We start from the raw sequence: 13,425 nt of genomic DNA, 5'->3' as shown, positions 1-13,425 counted from the left end.
GCGGCGGGGGCCTTCGCGGCCTCGGCAGCGGCGAGCACGTCCTGCTTGCGGATGCGGCCGCCGACACCGGTACCGGACACCGTCGACAGGTCGACGCCGTGCTCGGCGGCGAGCTTGCGGACGAGGGGCGTCACGTACGGCGTGGCTCCACCCGAGGTCTCCTCGGCCGCGGGGACCGGAGCGGGGGCCGGAGCGGCCTGCTTCACCGGCTCGGGGGCGGGCTGCTTCACCGGCTCGGGGGCCGCCTGCTTCGCCGGCTCGGGCTTCGGTTCCGCCTTCGGCTCGGGCTTCGGTTCCGGCTTCGGCTCGGGCTTCGACGGTGCCGCGGCCGGGGTTCCCGATCCGATCACCGCGAGCTGCCCACCGACCTCGACGGTGTCGTCCTCCTGGGCGTTGATCTCGAGGAGCACACCGGCAACCGGGGACGGGATCTCCGTGTCGACCTTGTCGGTGGACACCTCCAGCAGGGGTTCGTCGACCGCGACCTCGTCACCGACGGACTTCAGCCACCGGGTGACGGTGCCCTCGGTCACGGACTCGCCGAGCGCCGGCATGGTGACCGGGGTGCCCTCGGCGGCGCCGGCGTCGGAACCGGACGGAGCCGGAGCGGGCTCGGGTTCCGGCTCGGGCTCGGGGGTGGGCTGCTCCTCGGGTGCCGCCTCCTCGGCCGGGGCGGCAGAAGGGGTGGTGGACGATCCCGCGTCGTCGGCGGAGTCACCGATCACCGCCAGCTCGCCGCCGATCTCGACCGTCTCGTCCTCTTGGGCGACGATCTTCACCAGCACACCGGCCGCGGGCGAGGGGATCTCGGTGTCGACCTTGTCCGTGGAAACTTCGAGCAGCGGCTCGTCGACTTCGACCGTGTCTCCTTCCTGCTTGAGCCATCGCGTGACAGTTCCCTCGGTGACGCTCTCACCAAGCGCTGGCATCTGGACGGAGAAGGCCATGTCTGTTGACTCCTCGACGGTTGTGTTCGGGTGTGTTGAGTTGTGCCGACCGATGGTCGCGGACCATTGTGTGGTCGCAGACCATTGTGCTCGAGGCCACGGTCTCGTGCGGTGTCTTGCGGTGTTCGATTGAGACCACACCCGATGCCGGGTATGACCTCGACCATCCTTGCACTGATCCAATCGCGGCGTTCGACGAGGGTTGGGTCACGCGCGCCCGCGCGTCCCTGCCGCCCGGCAGGGACGCGCCGGACGGATCAGCCGTTGGCCGCGATGTCCTCGATGACGGCGAACAGCGTGCGCACCGGCACACCGGTGCCGCCCTTGCCGACATAGCCGAACGGGCTTCCGGTGTTGAAAGCCGGCCCGGCCACGTCGATGTGGGCCCACTGCACGCCCTCGGCCACGAACTCCTTCAGATACAGGCCGGCGGCGAGCATCCCGCCCCACCGGTGCGGCGTGACGTTGGCCAGATCGGCCACCCGGGAGTTCAGGTCCGCGCGCAGCTCGGCCGGCAGCGGCATCGCCCACCCGTTCTCGCCCACCTCCTGCGAGAGCCGTGCGACACGGTCCCGGAACTCGTCGGTGCCCATGACGCCCGGCGTCCGCGTCCCCAGGGCGACCATCTGCGCGCCCGTGAGCGTCGCGGTGTCGATCAGGTAGTCGGGCTCGTCCTCGCAGGCACGGACGATGGCGTCGGCAAGGATGAGACGACCCTCGGCGTCGGTGTTGATCACCTCGACGGTGGTGCCGCCGTACTGGGTGAGCACGTCGCCGGGACGCTGTGCCGTCGCGGACGGCATGTTCTCGGCCATCGGCACCGTCGCGGTCACGTCTGCCGCCACCCCGAGCTTCGCGGCGAGCACGACCGTCGCGACCACCGCCGCGGCCCCGCCCATGTCGGACGTCATGTTCTCCATCCCGGCGGCCGGCTTGATGGAGATGCCGCCGGTGTCGAACGTGATGCCCTTGCCCACGAGCGCCACCTTCGGGGCCTTGCGCTTCTTGGCGGAGTAGCTCAGCCGCACGAGCCGCGGCGGGCGCGACGACCCCTTGCCGACCCCGACGATGCCGCCGTAGCCCTGCTGCTCGAGCGCCTTCTCGTCCAGAACCTCGACCCGCAGCCCGGCGGCGGCGCCGAGCGCCTGCGCGCGGTCGGCGAACTCGGCCGGGAACAGGTGGCTCGGCGGGGTGTTGACGAACTCGCGGGCGGTGGCGACCGCCTCGGCGACGGCCGTCGCCCGGGCCAGCGCGGCCTTGACCTCGCGGGCGCGCGGCGACGCGACGAGCAGCTCGATCCGGGCGGGGGGCTGCGCGTCGCCGGAGTTCGACTTCGCGGTGCGGAACTCGGTGAACGTGTACGCGCCGAGCGCGAAGCCCTCCGCGGCGGCGCCGAGATCCACGGCGGACAGGGTCGTCGCGACCACGGAGGCGCCGGCGAGGGCGCGCGCCGCAGCGCCGGCGGAGCGGCGCACCTGTTCGGCGTCGATCTTGCCGGCGGCGCCGAGCCCGACGGCGAGCACGCTGGTGACCGGCAGGGCGGCGGGCGCGGGGATCCGCGTGACCTCCTCGGCCTTGCCCTTGGCGCCGACGGACTGCAGGGCGTCGAGCAGCCCGCCGAGGACGTCCTCGTCGACCAGTCCGTCGCCGAGCAGGGCCTCGGGATCGTCGTCGCCTGCGGTCAGGCCGATGACGAGGACGTCCGCGCGCTTGGAAACGCTTCCGGCGAGAACGAGTTCGGGCAGGGTGGGCGAAAGGGCACTCACGGGCGTCTCCTAGGGGGAAGGGGGTCGTGGCACCGATGCTAATGATCCCGGGGGGTGGGATAGCGTGGGGCGCATGAGCGACCAGTCACTGCTGCAGGGCCCGATCCACGCCGTCCACACCGAACTCGGTGCGACCTTCGCGGCCTTCGGTGGCTGGCAGATGCCGGTCTCGTACGCCGGCACCGTCGCCGAGCACACCGCCGTGCGCGAGAACGTGGGCCTGTTCGACGTCAGCCATCTGGGCAAGGCCCTCGTCGCCGGTCCGGGCGCGGCCGACTACGTCAATTCGACGCTCACCAACGACCTGCGCAAGATCGGCCCGGGCAAGGCCCAGTACACCCTCTGCTGTACCGAGTCCGGGGGTGTCACCGACGACCTGATCGTCTACTACGTCTCCGACGAGGAGCTGTTCCTCGTGCCGAACGCCGCGAACACCGCCGCGGTCGTCGCCGTCCTCGCCGCGAACGCGCCCGAGGGCGTGACGGTGACGAACCAGCACCGCGACCACGGCGTCTTCGCCGTGCAGGGACCGACCTCCGAAGCTGTCCTGCAGGGGCTGGGGCTGCCCACCGACCTCGGCTACATGAGCTTCGTGGACGCGCAGTGGAACGGCGTGCCGGTCCGCGTGTGCCGCACCGGCTACACCGGTGAGCGCGGCTTCGAACTGGTGCCGCGCTGGGCCGACGCCGAGGCGCTGTTCCGGGCGCTGGCCGACGCCGTGCGTGCCGCCGGCGGTCAGGTTGCCGGGCTCGGGGCCCGCGACACTCTGCGCACCGAGATGGGCTACCCGCTGCACGGGCACGAGCTGTCGGAGGCGATCTCGCCCCTGCAGGCCCGCTGCGGCTGGGCGGTGGGCTGGAGCAAGCCGGCGTTCCGGGGACGTGCGGCGCTCGTCGCGGAGAAGGAGTCCGGTCCCGCGCGACGGCTGTGGGGGCTGGAGGCGCTCGACCGTGGCGTGCTGCGGCCGGACCTGAAGGTGCTGCGCGACGGAAACACGGTGGGGGAGACCACGTCCGGCACGTTCTCCCCGACGCTCAAGGTCGGTATCGCGCTGGCGCTCCTCGATACGGCGGCGGGCCTGGCCGCCGGTGACGAGGTCGCGGTCGACGTCCGGGGACGCGCCCTGCGCGCCCGGTTGGTCGTCCCACCGTTCGTCCCCGACCACACCAAGTAGGGCGGCGCGGGCGGTTCGATAGGATCAACGGTCATGACCGGTGTCCTCGAATTCGCCCACGTTCCGCACCCCTCGCCCGCCTCCGCGGAGCGGCGTGGAGAGATATTGGCGGATCCGGGGTTCGGCCGGTACTTCACCGATCACATGGTCACGATCGACTACACCGAGGGCCGCGGCTGGCACGACGCCACCGTCCAGCCGTACGGCCCGATGCAGCTCGACCCGGCCGCGATGGTGCTGCACTACGGGCAGGCGATCTTCGAGGGTCTGAAGGTCTACCGGCAGCCCGACGGCAGCATCGCGGCCTTCCGCGTGTACTCCAACGCCGAACGGATGCGCCGGTCCTCGCGGCGCCTGGCCATGGCCGAGCTGCCGGACGAGTTGTTCGTCCGTTCGATCGCGGAGCTGGTCGAGGCCGACCACGAATGGGTGCCCGCCGCCGGTGGCGAGGAGTCGCTGTATCTGCGGCCGTTCATGTTCTCCACCGAAGCCGGTCTCGGCGTGCGGCCCGCGAACCAGTACCGGTACATGCTGATCGCTTCCCCGGCCGGCGCGTACTTCCCCCGCGGCGTCAAGCCGGTGAGCGTGTGGATCTCGCAGGAGTACGTGCGGGCCGCGCCGGGCGGCACGGGCGACGCCAAGTTCTCCGGGAACTATGCCGCGTCGCTGCTGGCGCAGGCGCAGGCCACCGAGCAGGGCTGCGACCAGGTCGTGTGGCTCGACGCCGTCGAGCGCCGCTACATCGAGGAGATGGGCGGCATGAACCTGTGCTTCATCTTCGGATCGGGCGCCGACGCGAGGCTGGTGACGCCGGAGCTGTCCGGCTCACTGCTGCCCGGCATCACCCGCGACTCCCTGCTCACCCTGGCCAGGGACGCCGGCCTCGAGGTGGAGGAGCGCAAGATCTCGGTGGAGGAATGGGAGTCGAAGGTCGCCACCGGCGAGATCACCGAGGTCTTCGCGTGCGGCACCGCGGCGGTCATCACCCCGGTCGGCACCGTCAAGAGCCGGGACGGCGAGTTCACCGTGGCCGACGGCGGGCCCGGCAAGGTCACCATGGCCCTGCGTGACACCCTCACCGGCATCCAGCGGGGGACGTTCGCCGACACCCACGGCTGGCTCACCACCCTGCGCTGAGCCCGGCTCGGCCGGGCCTACGCGACGGCCGCGCTCAGCGCCGCGGCCACGATCGTCACCGTCGTCTCGAGGCCGGCCCCGAGCGCGTCGCCGTTGAGGCCGCCGAACCGGCGGACGCAGTGCCGCACCAGCAGCAGTGCAGCACCGAGCGCCACGGCCACCGTCACCGGGCCGGCCCACCAGGAGCCGGGCACGCACCAGGCCGCCGCGACGAGCGCGACGCCGGCCCACAGCGCGCCCACCCCGAGCGGCTGTGTCCCCGCCACCAGGGCACCGAACCCGCTGCCCGGGGCTGCGGCCACGCCGCGTCGGCAGGCGAGGACGACCGCGACCCGGCCGGCGGTGACGGCGAGGATCACGGCGGGCCAGGATCGCGCGTCGGCGAGCGCCCCGAACGAGGCGGCCTGCGCACCGAGCACGACCACCAGGGTGGCCACCCCGAATGGTCCGGCGCCGCCCGACTTCATCACCTCACGAGCCCGCTCCGGCGGTCCGTAGCAGCCGAGCCCGTCGGCCGTGTCGCACAGGCCGTCGAGGTGCATGCCGCGCGTCGCGAGGCCCAGGAACCCCACCCCGATCAGGCCCGCGAGCAGGGGAGTGCAGCCGGCGGCGACCGCCGCCCACAGCACGCCTGCGGTCCCGAGACCGAGCACGAGGCCGGCGACCGGCGCCGCGGCGATAGCCGCGCCCCCGGCGCCGCGATCGATGCGCCCCGGTCCCTGAACCGGCAGCACGGTGAGCCAGGAGAGGGCGAGGGCGATGCCACGCATCGGTCGCCGCAGGGCGATGCCACGCATCAGTCGCTGCAGGGCGATGCCACGCATCAGTCGTCGCGCGGATCGGCGCCCGGCGTGGCGTCCTCGTCGCGGGTGCTCACGCCGGCCTCGGCGAACGTCGCCATGTTCGTGAGGACCGCCACCGCGCCGTGCAGGATCGGCAGCGCGGCGACCGCCCCCGAGCCCTCGCCGAGACGCATCCCCAGGTCGACGAGGGGATCCAGATTCAGGTGCCGCAGGGCCAGCGTGTGGGCCGGTTCGGTGGAGCGGTGCCCGGCGATCCACCAGTCCCGGGCTCCCGGGGCGAGTTCCTCGGCGACGAGCGCCGCGGCGGTGACGACGACCCCGTCGAGCACGACCGGGGTCCGGCGTACCGACGCCTGCGCGAGGTACCCGGCCATCGCGGCGAGGTCGGCGCCTCCCGCGGTGCGCAGCAGCGCCACCGGGTTGCGGGCGTGGGGCCGTGCGCGGCGCATCGCGTCGCGGATCGCGGCGACCTTGCGCATCCAGGCGGCGTCGTCGATGCCGGTGCCGCGTCCCACGGCCGCGACGGGCTCGGTGCCGGTGAGCGTGGCGATCAGCGCCGTCGCGGGGGTGGTGTTGCCGATCCCCATGTCACCCGCGACGAGCAGGTCGGCTCCCGCATCGACCTCCTCGTCGGCGACGGCTCGCCCGGCGGTGATCGCCTGGAGGGTCTCTTCCTCGGTGAGCGCGTCCTCCCGGTCGATGGAGCCGCTCGACCGGCGCACCTTGTGTGCGGAAACCGCCGGATCCGTGTCCCCGTCGACGGCCATGTCCACCACCCGGACCCCGGCGCCGGCGGTGGCGGCGAGAACGTTGACCGCGGCGCCGCCGGCGAGGAAATTGGCGACCATCTGAGCGGTCACCTCGGGGGGATACGCCGAGACACCGCCGCGGGCCACACCGTGATCGCCGGCGAACACCACCACCCGGGGACGGGTGAACGGGCGGGGCGGTACCTGCCCCTGGCAGGACGCGACCCAGCACCCCAGCTCCTCCAGCCGGCCGAGGGAACCGGCAGGCTTGGTGAGATCGCGCTGCCGGGCGTCGGCGCGCCGGCGGACCTCCCGGTCGGGGGCGACGACGGGCGGGAAGACGACGTCGGCGGAGTGGACCGATTCGCTGCTCACGGGGCACCTTTCACGAAGTGGCGGAGGTCGAAGCCACCGCTGGACGCTATCAACCCGCGCCGTGGCAGAAAATCGACGGTAGATGGCTTTGCTGCCACTGTCTCGGGCGTTGCACCGGCGACAGACTGTCCGTCATGAGCCAGGTCGTCGTGATCGTCCTCGTGTTGGCCGCGCTCGTCGCCGGCCTCGAACTCGCGCGGGCCCGTTCCCGCCCCGCCCCGCGGTGGGTGACGCGGGCCTGGTGGCGCCACAACCACTTCCGGCCGCACGATCCGTCGTCGCCCCTGTGCGGCGACCCGTCGGCCGGCTGGGTGCGCAGCACGATCGATGCGCGCCGAGCACCGCACCACTGACCGGTGCGCAGGCCCGCGCGGTCAGACGGCGTCGCCGGGGGAAACCCGCGGCAGCGGCGCCCGGAGCTTGCGGATCTGCGAGGCTCGCACGAACGCGTACCACCCCAGGCCGAAGCCGCCCTCCGTGGTGTCGGGGAAGCGGGCCCGGGCCTTCTTGTTCACGAGGCGGCCGAGGTAGATCCCCTCGATCACCATGAGCACGATCATCGCGAACATCGCGAGCGTCACGTACTGCTGGACCACCGGCCCGAGGAACATCGTCATGATCAGGACCAGCGCCATGGGCATGAACAGGCCCACGAGGTTGCGGCGGCTGTCCACCAGGTCGCGCACGTAGGCCCGCACGGGCCCCTTGTCGCGCGGCAGCAGGTACTTCTCCTCGCCCGCGAGCATGCGGGTGCGGCGCTCGCCGGCGGCGGCGCGGCGCTCCGCGGACTGCGCCTTGCGCTCCTCCTTGGAGAGGGACTGCTTGGCGGCCTTGCGGCGCGCCCGGGCTTCCTTGGCGGTCAACGGAGCCGGAGCGACGGGACCACGCCGGCGGGCCTCGGCCTCTCGGCGCTTCGGGGTCGGACGACCCTTGCCGGTCGTTCCCTTGCCGCCCTCGGACTGCGGGTCGGCGACGGACTCGGACGCGCCGAGGTCCCCGTTGTCGGATTCGTCGGAACCGCCGCGGCGTAGCAACTTCACCCCTCCAGGCTATGGGAAAACCGTCCCGGCCGGAAAATCGCCCCCGGTCAGGCCCGCGTGCGGTCCGAGGCGCGCATGAGGAATAGATGCGCGCGCGGTACCGTTGAGGCAACCGGGTTGGAACACGAAAGACTAGGGAGCGCCCATGACTGTGCAGGAAGAGACCGCCACTCACGGCGTCACCATGACCGAGGCCGCCTCCGCCAAGGCGAAGGCGCTGCTCGACCAGGAGGGCCGCGACGACCTCTCGCTGCGCATCGCCGTGCAGCCGGGTGGGTGTGCGGGCCTTCGCTACCAGCTGTTCTTCGACGACCGGAAGCTCGACGGTGACCTCACCCGCGACTTCGGCGGCGTCATTCTCGCCGTCGACCGCATGAGCGCCCCCTACGTCGAAGGCGCGTCGATCGACTTCGTCGACACGATCGAGAAGCAGGGCTTCACGATCGACAACCCGAACGCCACCGGCTCCTGCGCCTGCGGCGATTCGTTCAACTGACGTAAGTCCGCCCGTGTCCGAAGGACGCGGTCCGCACTGCGGCCCCGACGCGCACTCGCGTCGGGGTCGCAGTGCTGTGCGGGTGGGTGCGGGTAGCGTGAGATCGGTCCCAGTCCTTCGCTGAAAGGCCCAGCCACGTGACCATCGCCGTGACCGGTTCCATCGCCACCGACCACCTCATGCGTTTCCCCGGACGCTTCGCCGAGCAGCTCGTCGCAGACCAGCTCAGCCACATCTCGCTCAGCTTCCTGGTCGACGACCTGGTGGTCCGTCGCGGCGGCGTGGGCGGCAACATCGCCTACGCGATGGGTGTGCTCGGCGGGTCGCCGGTGCTCGTCGGGGCGGTCGGCGCCGACTTCGCCGAGTACCGTGCGTGGCTCGAGGGCAACGGCGTCAACTGCGACCCCGTGCACGTGTCGCAGACCGCGCACACCGCGCGCTTCGTGTGCACGACCGACGAGGCGATGGCACAGATCGCCTCGTTCTATCCCGGCGCGATGTCCGAGGCCCGGGACATCTCCCTCGCCGACGTGACCGGGGCGCACGGGGTCGATCTGGTCCTGATCGGCGCGAACGACCCGGAGGCGATGGCCCGGCACACCGACGAGTGCCGACAGCTCGGCATGCCGTTCGCGGCCGACCCGTCCCAGCAGCTCGCCCGTCTCAGCGGCGACGAGGCGGCCCGGCTGATCGACGGTGCCGCCTACCTGTTCACCAACGAGTACGAGTGGGGACTCCTGCAGCAGAAGACCGGCCTGACCGAGGAGCAGATCCGCGCCATGGTCGGTCTGCGCGTCACCACGCTCGGCGGCCACGGTGTCGAGATCGTCGAACGGGACGGCCACCGGATTCACGTCGGCGTCGTGCCCGAGCGGGCCAAGGTGGATCCCACCGGCGTCGGCGACGCATTCCGGGCGGGCTTCCTGCTGGGACACCGCGCGGGCCTCAGTCTCGAGCGTGCCGCCCAGCTCGGCTCGCTCGTCGCGGTGCTCGTGCTCGAGACGACCGGCACCCAGGAATGGACCTTCGACCGTCCCGACGCGGTCAAGCGGCTGGCGGTCGCGTACGGGCAGACGGCCGCGGACGAGATCGCCGCGATCCTGCCGTGACCGGCCGGTGTGTCCTTTGGGCGGTTCCCACCGCCCAAAGGACACACCGGCCGCGTAGCGGCCCTACACCTCGACGGGGTAGGCCGGCTCCTGGATGTCCGGCACGATGCGCTGCTCGACGAAGATGCCGTGCCAGATCATGAACACCAGCACCGTCCACAGCCGGCGGCTGTGATCGACGCGGCCCTCGCGGTGCTCGTCGAGCATCCGGCCGACGGCCGCCTTGTCCAGCAGGTGCTCGGTGCCCGACTCGGCGATCACGGCGCGGGCCCACTCGAACAGCTCCGGGCCGCGCAGCCAGTGCCGCAGCGGCACTGGGAAGCCGAGCTTCGCGCGGTGCAGCACGTGCGGCGGGACGATACCCTCGAGGGCCTGGCGCAGCGCGTACTTGGTGGTGTTCTTCGTGATCTTCTGATCCAGCGGCACCTGCGAGGCGACGCGGAAGACCTCGGGATCCAGGAACGGCACCCGCAGCTCCAGCGAGTTCGCCATCGTCATCTTGTCGGCCTTGACGAGGATGTCGCCGCGCAGCCACGTGAACAGGTCGAGGTGCTGCATCCGCGCGACGGGATCCCAGCCGGCGGAGCGGGCGTAGATCGGTGCGGTGACGTCCTGATGCGTCCATTCCGGACGGAAGTCGCGCAGCACCGCCCGCAGCTGCGCGTCGTTGAAGCTGCGGGCGTTCCCGTAGTACCGCTCCTCGAGGGTCATCGACCCGCGATGCAGCAGGCTCTTGCCGCGGGTGCCCTCGGGGATGCGCTCGGACAGCTTCCCGGCCGCGCGCCGCAACGGCTTCGGCAGGTACTCGAACGGCTTCAGCGACAGCGGCTCGCGGTAGATGGTGTAGCCGCCGAACAGCTCGTCGGCACCTTCCCCGGAGAGCACCACCTTCACGTGCTTGCGGGCCTCCTTGGCGACGAACCACAGGGGCACCAGCGCGGGATCGGCGACGGGGTCGTCCAGATACCACACGATCTCGGGGATCGCCGCGGCGAACTCGGCGGGGGAGACGACCTTGACGACGTGGCGGGCGCCGATCGCGGCGGCGGACTCGGCCGCCACGTCGACCTCCGAGTAGCCCTCGCGCTCGAACCCCGTGGTGAACGTGATCAGGTTCGGATTGTGCCGCATCGCGAGCGCCGCGACGGCCGTGGAGTCGATGCCGCCGGACAGGAACGACCCGACCGTCACGTCGGCACGCATGTGCTTGGCGACGGAATCCTCGAGCGCCTCGGCGATTTCCCGGTACCGGTCGCGCTCGCGGCCTGCGGCAAAGGGCCGGACCGGGAACGTCGGCTCGAAGTAGCGCGTGATCTCCGGCCGGCCCCCCGGGCGCACCCGGGCGTAGCAGCCGGACTCGAGCCGCCGGATCTCCTTGTGCAGGGTCTCCGGCTCGGGAACGTACTGCAGCACCGTGTAGTGCTCGACGGCGCGGGGGTCGAGTTCGGTGCCGATCCCGATCAGATCGGCCAGCTCGAGCAGGCTCTTCTTCTCGCTGCCGAACGCGGTGCCGCCGGTGCCCGTGGCGAGGAACAGCGGCTTGATGCCGAACGGGTCGCGGGCGAGGAACAGCTCGCGCGTCTCGGTGTCCCAGATCGCGAACGCGAACATGCCCCGCAGCCGTCGCACCGCCTCGGTGCCCCAGTAGTGGTACGCGGCGACGATGGTCTCGCTGTCCCCCTCGGTGGCGAACTGCGCCCCGTACTTCTCCGCCAGCTCGGCCCGCAGCTCCACGTAGTTGTAGATCTCACCGTTGAAGGTCAGGGCGTAGCGCTCCGGGGACTCCGGCGGGCCCCACCGCAGCGGCTGGTGCGAGTGCGCGATGTCGATGATCGACAGCCGGTTGAACCCGTAGACCAGGTCGCCGTCGTGCCAGGTGCCGTGCTCGTCCGGTCCGCGATGACGCAGGCAGTGCATCGCGGAGTCGACCCTGGCGACGGCGTCGTCGCTGGTGCCGTCAGTGGTCAGTAACCCGAGCAGTCCGCACACGGCGTCCGATACCTCATTCCGGTTGGGATGGATTCGGCCCCCGGGATGTTGCCGCAGCAGGGACCGACGGTCTGCATGGCAGTATGCCGCAGGCCGGGGGTCGCGGCAGCCGGTGGCCGGCGTCGACCCGGGCCGTGAGCAGCGGGCACGCGACGACGCGACACGTTGTGTGCGCCCCGGGGATGGATCGCGGCCGGGTTTGGTCTACGCTGCGTAGTAATTGGGTCTGCCCTCCGGGTGTGCCCTAGTGGAATTGCGGCGATCAGGAAGGCGTGAACGTGGCGCAAGGTCGGATCCTTCGGCGGTTCGGGCTGGCAGCATCTCTCGGTATTGCAGCCGTGCTGCTGACGGGATGTAGCAGCGAGGAAGTCCTGCGTTTCGGCTGGCCGGAGGGGATTACCCCGCAGGCCGAGCGTATGCGTGAGCTGTGGACGTGGTCGGTCGTCGCCGCCCTCGTCATGGGTGTACTGGTGTGGGGCCTGACCTTCTGGGTGGTCATCTTCCACCGCAAGAAGAAGGACTCGCCGGAATTCCCGCGGCAGACGGCCTACAACGTGCCGCTCGAGCTGCTGTACACGGCGGTCCCGTTCGTCATCATCGCGGTGCTGTTCTACTTCACCGTGGTGGTGCAGAACTACGTCCTCGAGAAGGAGGACAACCCGAACGTCGTCGTCGACGTCACGGCGTTCCAGTGGAACTGGAAGTTCGGCTACCGCACCGTCGACCTCGGTGAGGGCACGGCGCGCTACGAGGGGACGGACGAGATCGCGCAGGCCGCGGTCGAGGGCGACACCGAGGAGCATGCCGGCGGCGAGCACGAGATCCCGGCCCCGATCCACGGCCAGGAGGCCGAGGACCTGTCGTACCTGCACTACAACAAGATCGAGACGGTCGGCACCAGCAACGAGATCCCGGTCCTCGTCCTGCCGACCGATCGCCGGATCGAGTTCGTGCTCGCCTCGTCCGACGTGATCCACTCCTTCTGGGTGCCGGAGTTCCTGTTCAAGCGTGACGTCAACCCGAACCCGCTGAACAACAGCTCCGATCCGGTCTTCCAGATCTCCGAGATCCAGGAGGAAGGCGCGTTCGTCGGCCGCTGTGCCGAGATGTGCGGCACCTACCACGCGATGATGAACTTCGAGGTCCGCGCGGTGAGCCCGGAGCGGTTCGCGGAGTACATCGAGCTCCGCAAGCCCGTCGAGGACGGTGGCGAGGGCCTGACCAACGCGCAGGCGCTCGAGCGCATCGGCGAGTCCCCGGTCGCGACGTCCACCACCCCCTTCAAGACCGACCGCACCGACCGCGCGGCCAGTGGTGTCGTCACCGCGGGCAACTGACCGGTAAACCTCCGACCAAGGACAAGCTGATATGAAGATCGAAGCCAAGCTCTTCGAAGTCGTGACGGTGTTCTTCGTGCTCGTCGCCATCGTGTACGGAGTGTTCACCGGCCTGTCCCGCACGGGCATCGAGTGGGCCGGCCTGACGGCGATCGTGCTCTCCGCCGGCCTGACGCTCATCGTCGGCACCTACTTCCGGTTCGTGGCCCGTCGCCTCGACACCCGCCCGGAGGACTACGAGGAGGCCGAGATCAGCGACGGCGCAGGCGACCTGGGCTTCTTCAGCGCGGGTAGCTACTGGCCGATCCTGCTGGCCGGGGCGGCTGCGTTCGCCGCCATCGCGCTGGCCTTCTTCCAGCCGTGGCTGATCGTCCTCGCCGTGATCCTGATCCTCGCTGCTGCGGCCGGCCTGGTGTTCGAGTACCACGTCGGACCCGAGAAGCACTGAGCGCACACAGCGCGTAGATCCGATGCCGCGGGGCGGCCTCACCACACGGTGAGGC

The 13,425-nt window shown here is 71.0% G+C and carries 13 protein-coding genes; 7 read left to right on the top strand and 6 right to left on the bottom strand.

The window, feature by feature from the left end:
* Together sucB and CQZ88_RS28345 are read right to left on the bottom strand one after the other, a co-directional pair.
* The coding region (gene sucB / locus CQZ88_RS28350; protein WP_102800617.1) for a 2-oxoglutarate dehydrogenase, E2 component, dihydrolipoamide succinyltransferase at nucleotides 1-947 on the bottom strand (947 nt) is incomplete at its 3' end.
* Between the two features lie 257 nt (nucleotides 948-1,204).
* The gene (locus tag CQZ88_RS28345) at nucleotides 1,205-2,713 is read right to left on the bottom strand and encodes a leucyl aminopeptidase (protein WP_006947770.1); all 1,509 of its coding nucleotides are present in this window, start codon (nucleotides 2,711-2,713) and stop codon (nucleotides 1,205-1,207) included.
* A gap of 73 nt (nucleotides 2,714-2,786) precedes the next feature.
* Here CQZ88_RS28345 and gcvT point away from each other — a divergent pair, with 73 nt between their 5' ends.
* Entirely contained in the window at nucleotides 2,787-3,887 is a 1,101-nt protein-coding gene (gcvT, locus tag CQZ88_RS28340) for a glycine cleavage system aminomethyltransferase GcvT (protein WP_044476618.1), read from the top strand.
* Nucleotides 3,888-3,920: 33 nt separating this feature from the next.
* Nucleotides 3,921-5,024 (top strand): branched-chain amino acid aminotransferase, encoded by a 1,104-nt coding sequence (locus CQZ88_RS28335; RefSeq protein WP_006947772.1) that lies wholly within the window; start codon nucleotides 3,921-3,923, stop codon nucleotides 5,022-5,024.
* Between the two features lie 17 nt (nucleotides 5,025-5,041).
* Here the strand turns inward: CQZ88_RS28335 and CQZ88_RS28330 are convergent, their stop codons facing one another.
* Both CQZ88_RS28330 and cobT read right to left on the bottom strand, forming a co-directional pair.
* Nucleotides 5,042-5,794: an adenosylcobinamide-GDP ribazoletransferase gene (locus tag CQZ88_RS28330; RefSeq protein ID WP_006947773.1), complete on the bottom strand. Its 753-nt coding sequence runs from the start codon at nucleotides 5,792-5,794 to the stop codon at nucleotides 5,042-5,044.
* Between the two features lie 53 nt (nucleotides 5,795-5,847).
* Nucleotides 5,848-6,951 carry a nicotinate-nucleotide--dimethylbenzimidazole phosphoribosyltransferase gene (cobT, locus tag CQZ88_RS28325; RefSeq protein ID WP_006947774.1) on the bottom strand — a complete coding sequence of 368 codons (1,104 nt, stop codon included), beginning with the start codon at nucleotides 6,949-6,951 and terminating at the stop codon, nucleotides 5,848-5,850.
* A 134-nt stretch (nucleotides 6,952-7,085) separates the two neighbouring features.
* On the opposite strand from cobT, the gene CQZ88_RS28320 reads away from it, so the two are divergent.
* Nucleotides 7,086-7,304 (top strand): hypothetical protein, encoded by a 219-nt coding sequence (locus CQZ88_RS28320; protein WP_006947775.1) that lies wholly within the window; start codon nucleotides 7,086-7,088, stop codon nucleotides 7,302-7,304.
* A gap of 21 nt (nucleotides 7,305-7,325) precedes the next feature.
* Here CQZ88_RS28320 and CQZ88_RS28315 read toward each other — a convergent pair whose 3' ends face one another.
* A complete protein-coding gene (locus CQZ88_RS28315) occupies nucleotides 7,326-7,991 on the bottom strand; it encodes a DUF3043 domain-containing protein (protein ID WP_006947776.1) in 666 nt (221 codons plus the stop codon).
* 145 nt (nucleotides 7,992-8,136) lie between these two features.
* On the opposite strand from CQZ88_RS28315, the gene CQZ88_RS28310 reads away from it, so the two are divergent.
* Complete coding sequence (locus CQZ88_RS28310) at nucleotides 8,137-8,487, top strand: iron-sulfur cluster assembly accessory protein (RefSeq protein ID WP_006947777.1); 351 nt, start codon at nucleotides 8,137-8,139, stop codon at nucleotides 8,485-8,487.
* Nucleotides 8,488-8,624: 137 nt separating this feature from the next.
* The gene (locus tag CQZ88_RS28305; RefSeq protein ID WP_006947778.1) at nucleotides 8,625-9,596 is read left to right on the top strand and encodes a carbohydrate kinase family protein; all 972 of its coding nucleotides are present in this window, start codon (nucleotides 8,625-8,627) and stop codon (nucleotides 9,594-9,596) included.
* Nucleotides 9,597-9,659: 63 nt separating this feature from the next.
* Here CQZ88_RS28305 and asnB read toward each other — a convergent pair whose 3' ends face one another.
* Nucleotides 9,660-11,585: an asparagine synthase (glutamine-hydrolyzing) gene (asnB, locus tag CQZ88_RS28300; RefSeq protein WP_006940004.1), complete on the bottom strand. Its 1,926-nt coding sequence runs from the start codon at nucleotides 11,583-11,585 to the stop codon at nucleotides 9,660-9,662.
* A gap of 272 nt (nucleotides 11,586-11,857) precedes the next feature.
* On the opposite strand from asnB, the gene CQZ88_RS28295 reads away from it, so the two are divergent.
* Together CQZ88_RS28295 and CQZ88_RS28290 are read left to right on the top strand one after the other, a co-directional pair.
* The gene (locus tag CQZ88_RS28295) at nucleotides 11,858-12,922 is read left to right on the top strand and encodes a cytochrome c oxidase subunit II (RefSeq protein WP_144415028.1); all 1,065 of its coding nucleotides are present in this window, start codon (nucleotides 11,858-11,860) and stop codon (nucleotides 12,920-12,922) included.
* 31 nt (nucleotides 12,923-12,953) lie between these two features.
* On the top strand, nucleotides 12,954-13,370 hold the full coding sequence (locus tag CQZ88_RS28290) for a cytochrome c oxidase subunit 4 (RefSeq protein WP_006940002.1): 417 nt from the start codon (nucleotides 12,954-12,956) through the stop codon (nucleotides 13,368-13,370).
* The last annotated feature ends 55 nt before the right edge of the window (nucleotides 13,371-13,425 follow it).

The sequence above is a fragment of the Rhodococcus sp. ENV425 genome (genome assembly GCF_002887785.1).
Classification (GTDB): domain Bacteria; phylum Actinomycetota; class Actinomycetes; order Mycobacteriales; family Mycobacteriaceae; genus Rhodococcus; species Rhodococcus aetherivorans.
This window is presented reverse-complemented; position numbering and strand designations above follow the sequence as displayed.

Coding starts and splice junctions, on each gene's coding strand:
- gcvT (WP_044476618.1), top strand. CDS start 2,787: ATGAGCGACCAGTCACTGCTGCAGGGCCCGATCCACGCCGTCCACACC.
- CQZ88_RS28335 (WP_006947772.1), top strand. CDS start 3,921: ATGACCGGTGTCCTCGAATTCGCCCACGTTCCGCACCCCTCGCCCGCC.
- CQZ88_RS28330 (WP_006947773.1), bottom strand. CDS start 5,794: ATGCGTGGCATCGCCCTCGCCCTCTCCTGGCTCACCGTGCTGCCGGTT.
- CQZ88_RS28320 (WP_006947775.1), top strand. CDS start 7,086: ATGAGCCAGGTCGTCGTGATCGTCCTCGTGTTGGCCGCGCTCGTCGCC.
- CQZ88_RS28310 (WP_006947777.1), top strand. CDS start 8,137: ATGACTGTGCAGGAAGAGACCGCCACTCACGGCGTCACCATGACCGAG.
- CQZ88_RS28290 (WP_006940002.1), top strand. CDS start 12,954: ATGAAGATCGAAGCCAAGCTCTTCGAAGTCGTGACGGTGTTCTTCGTG.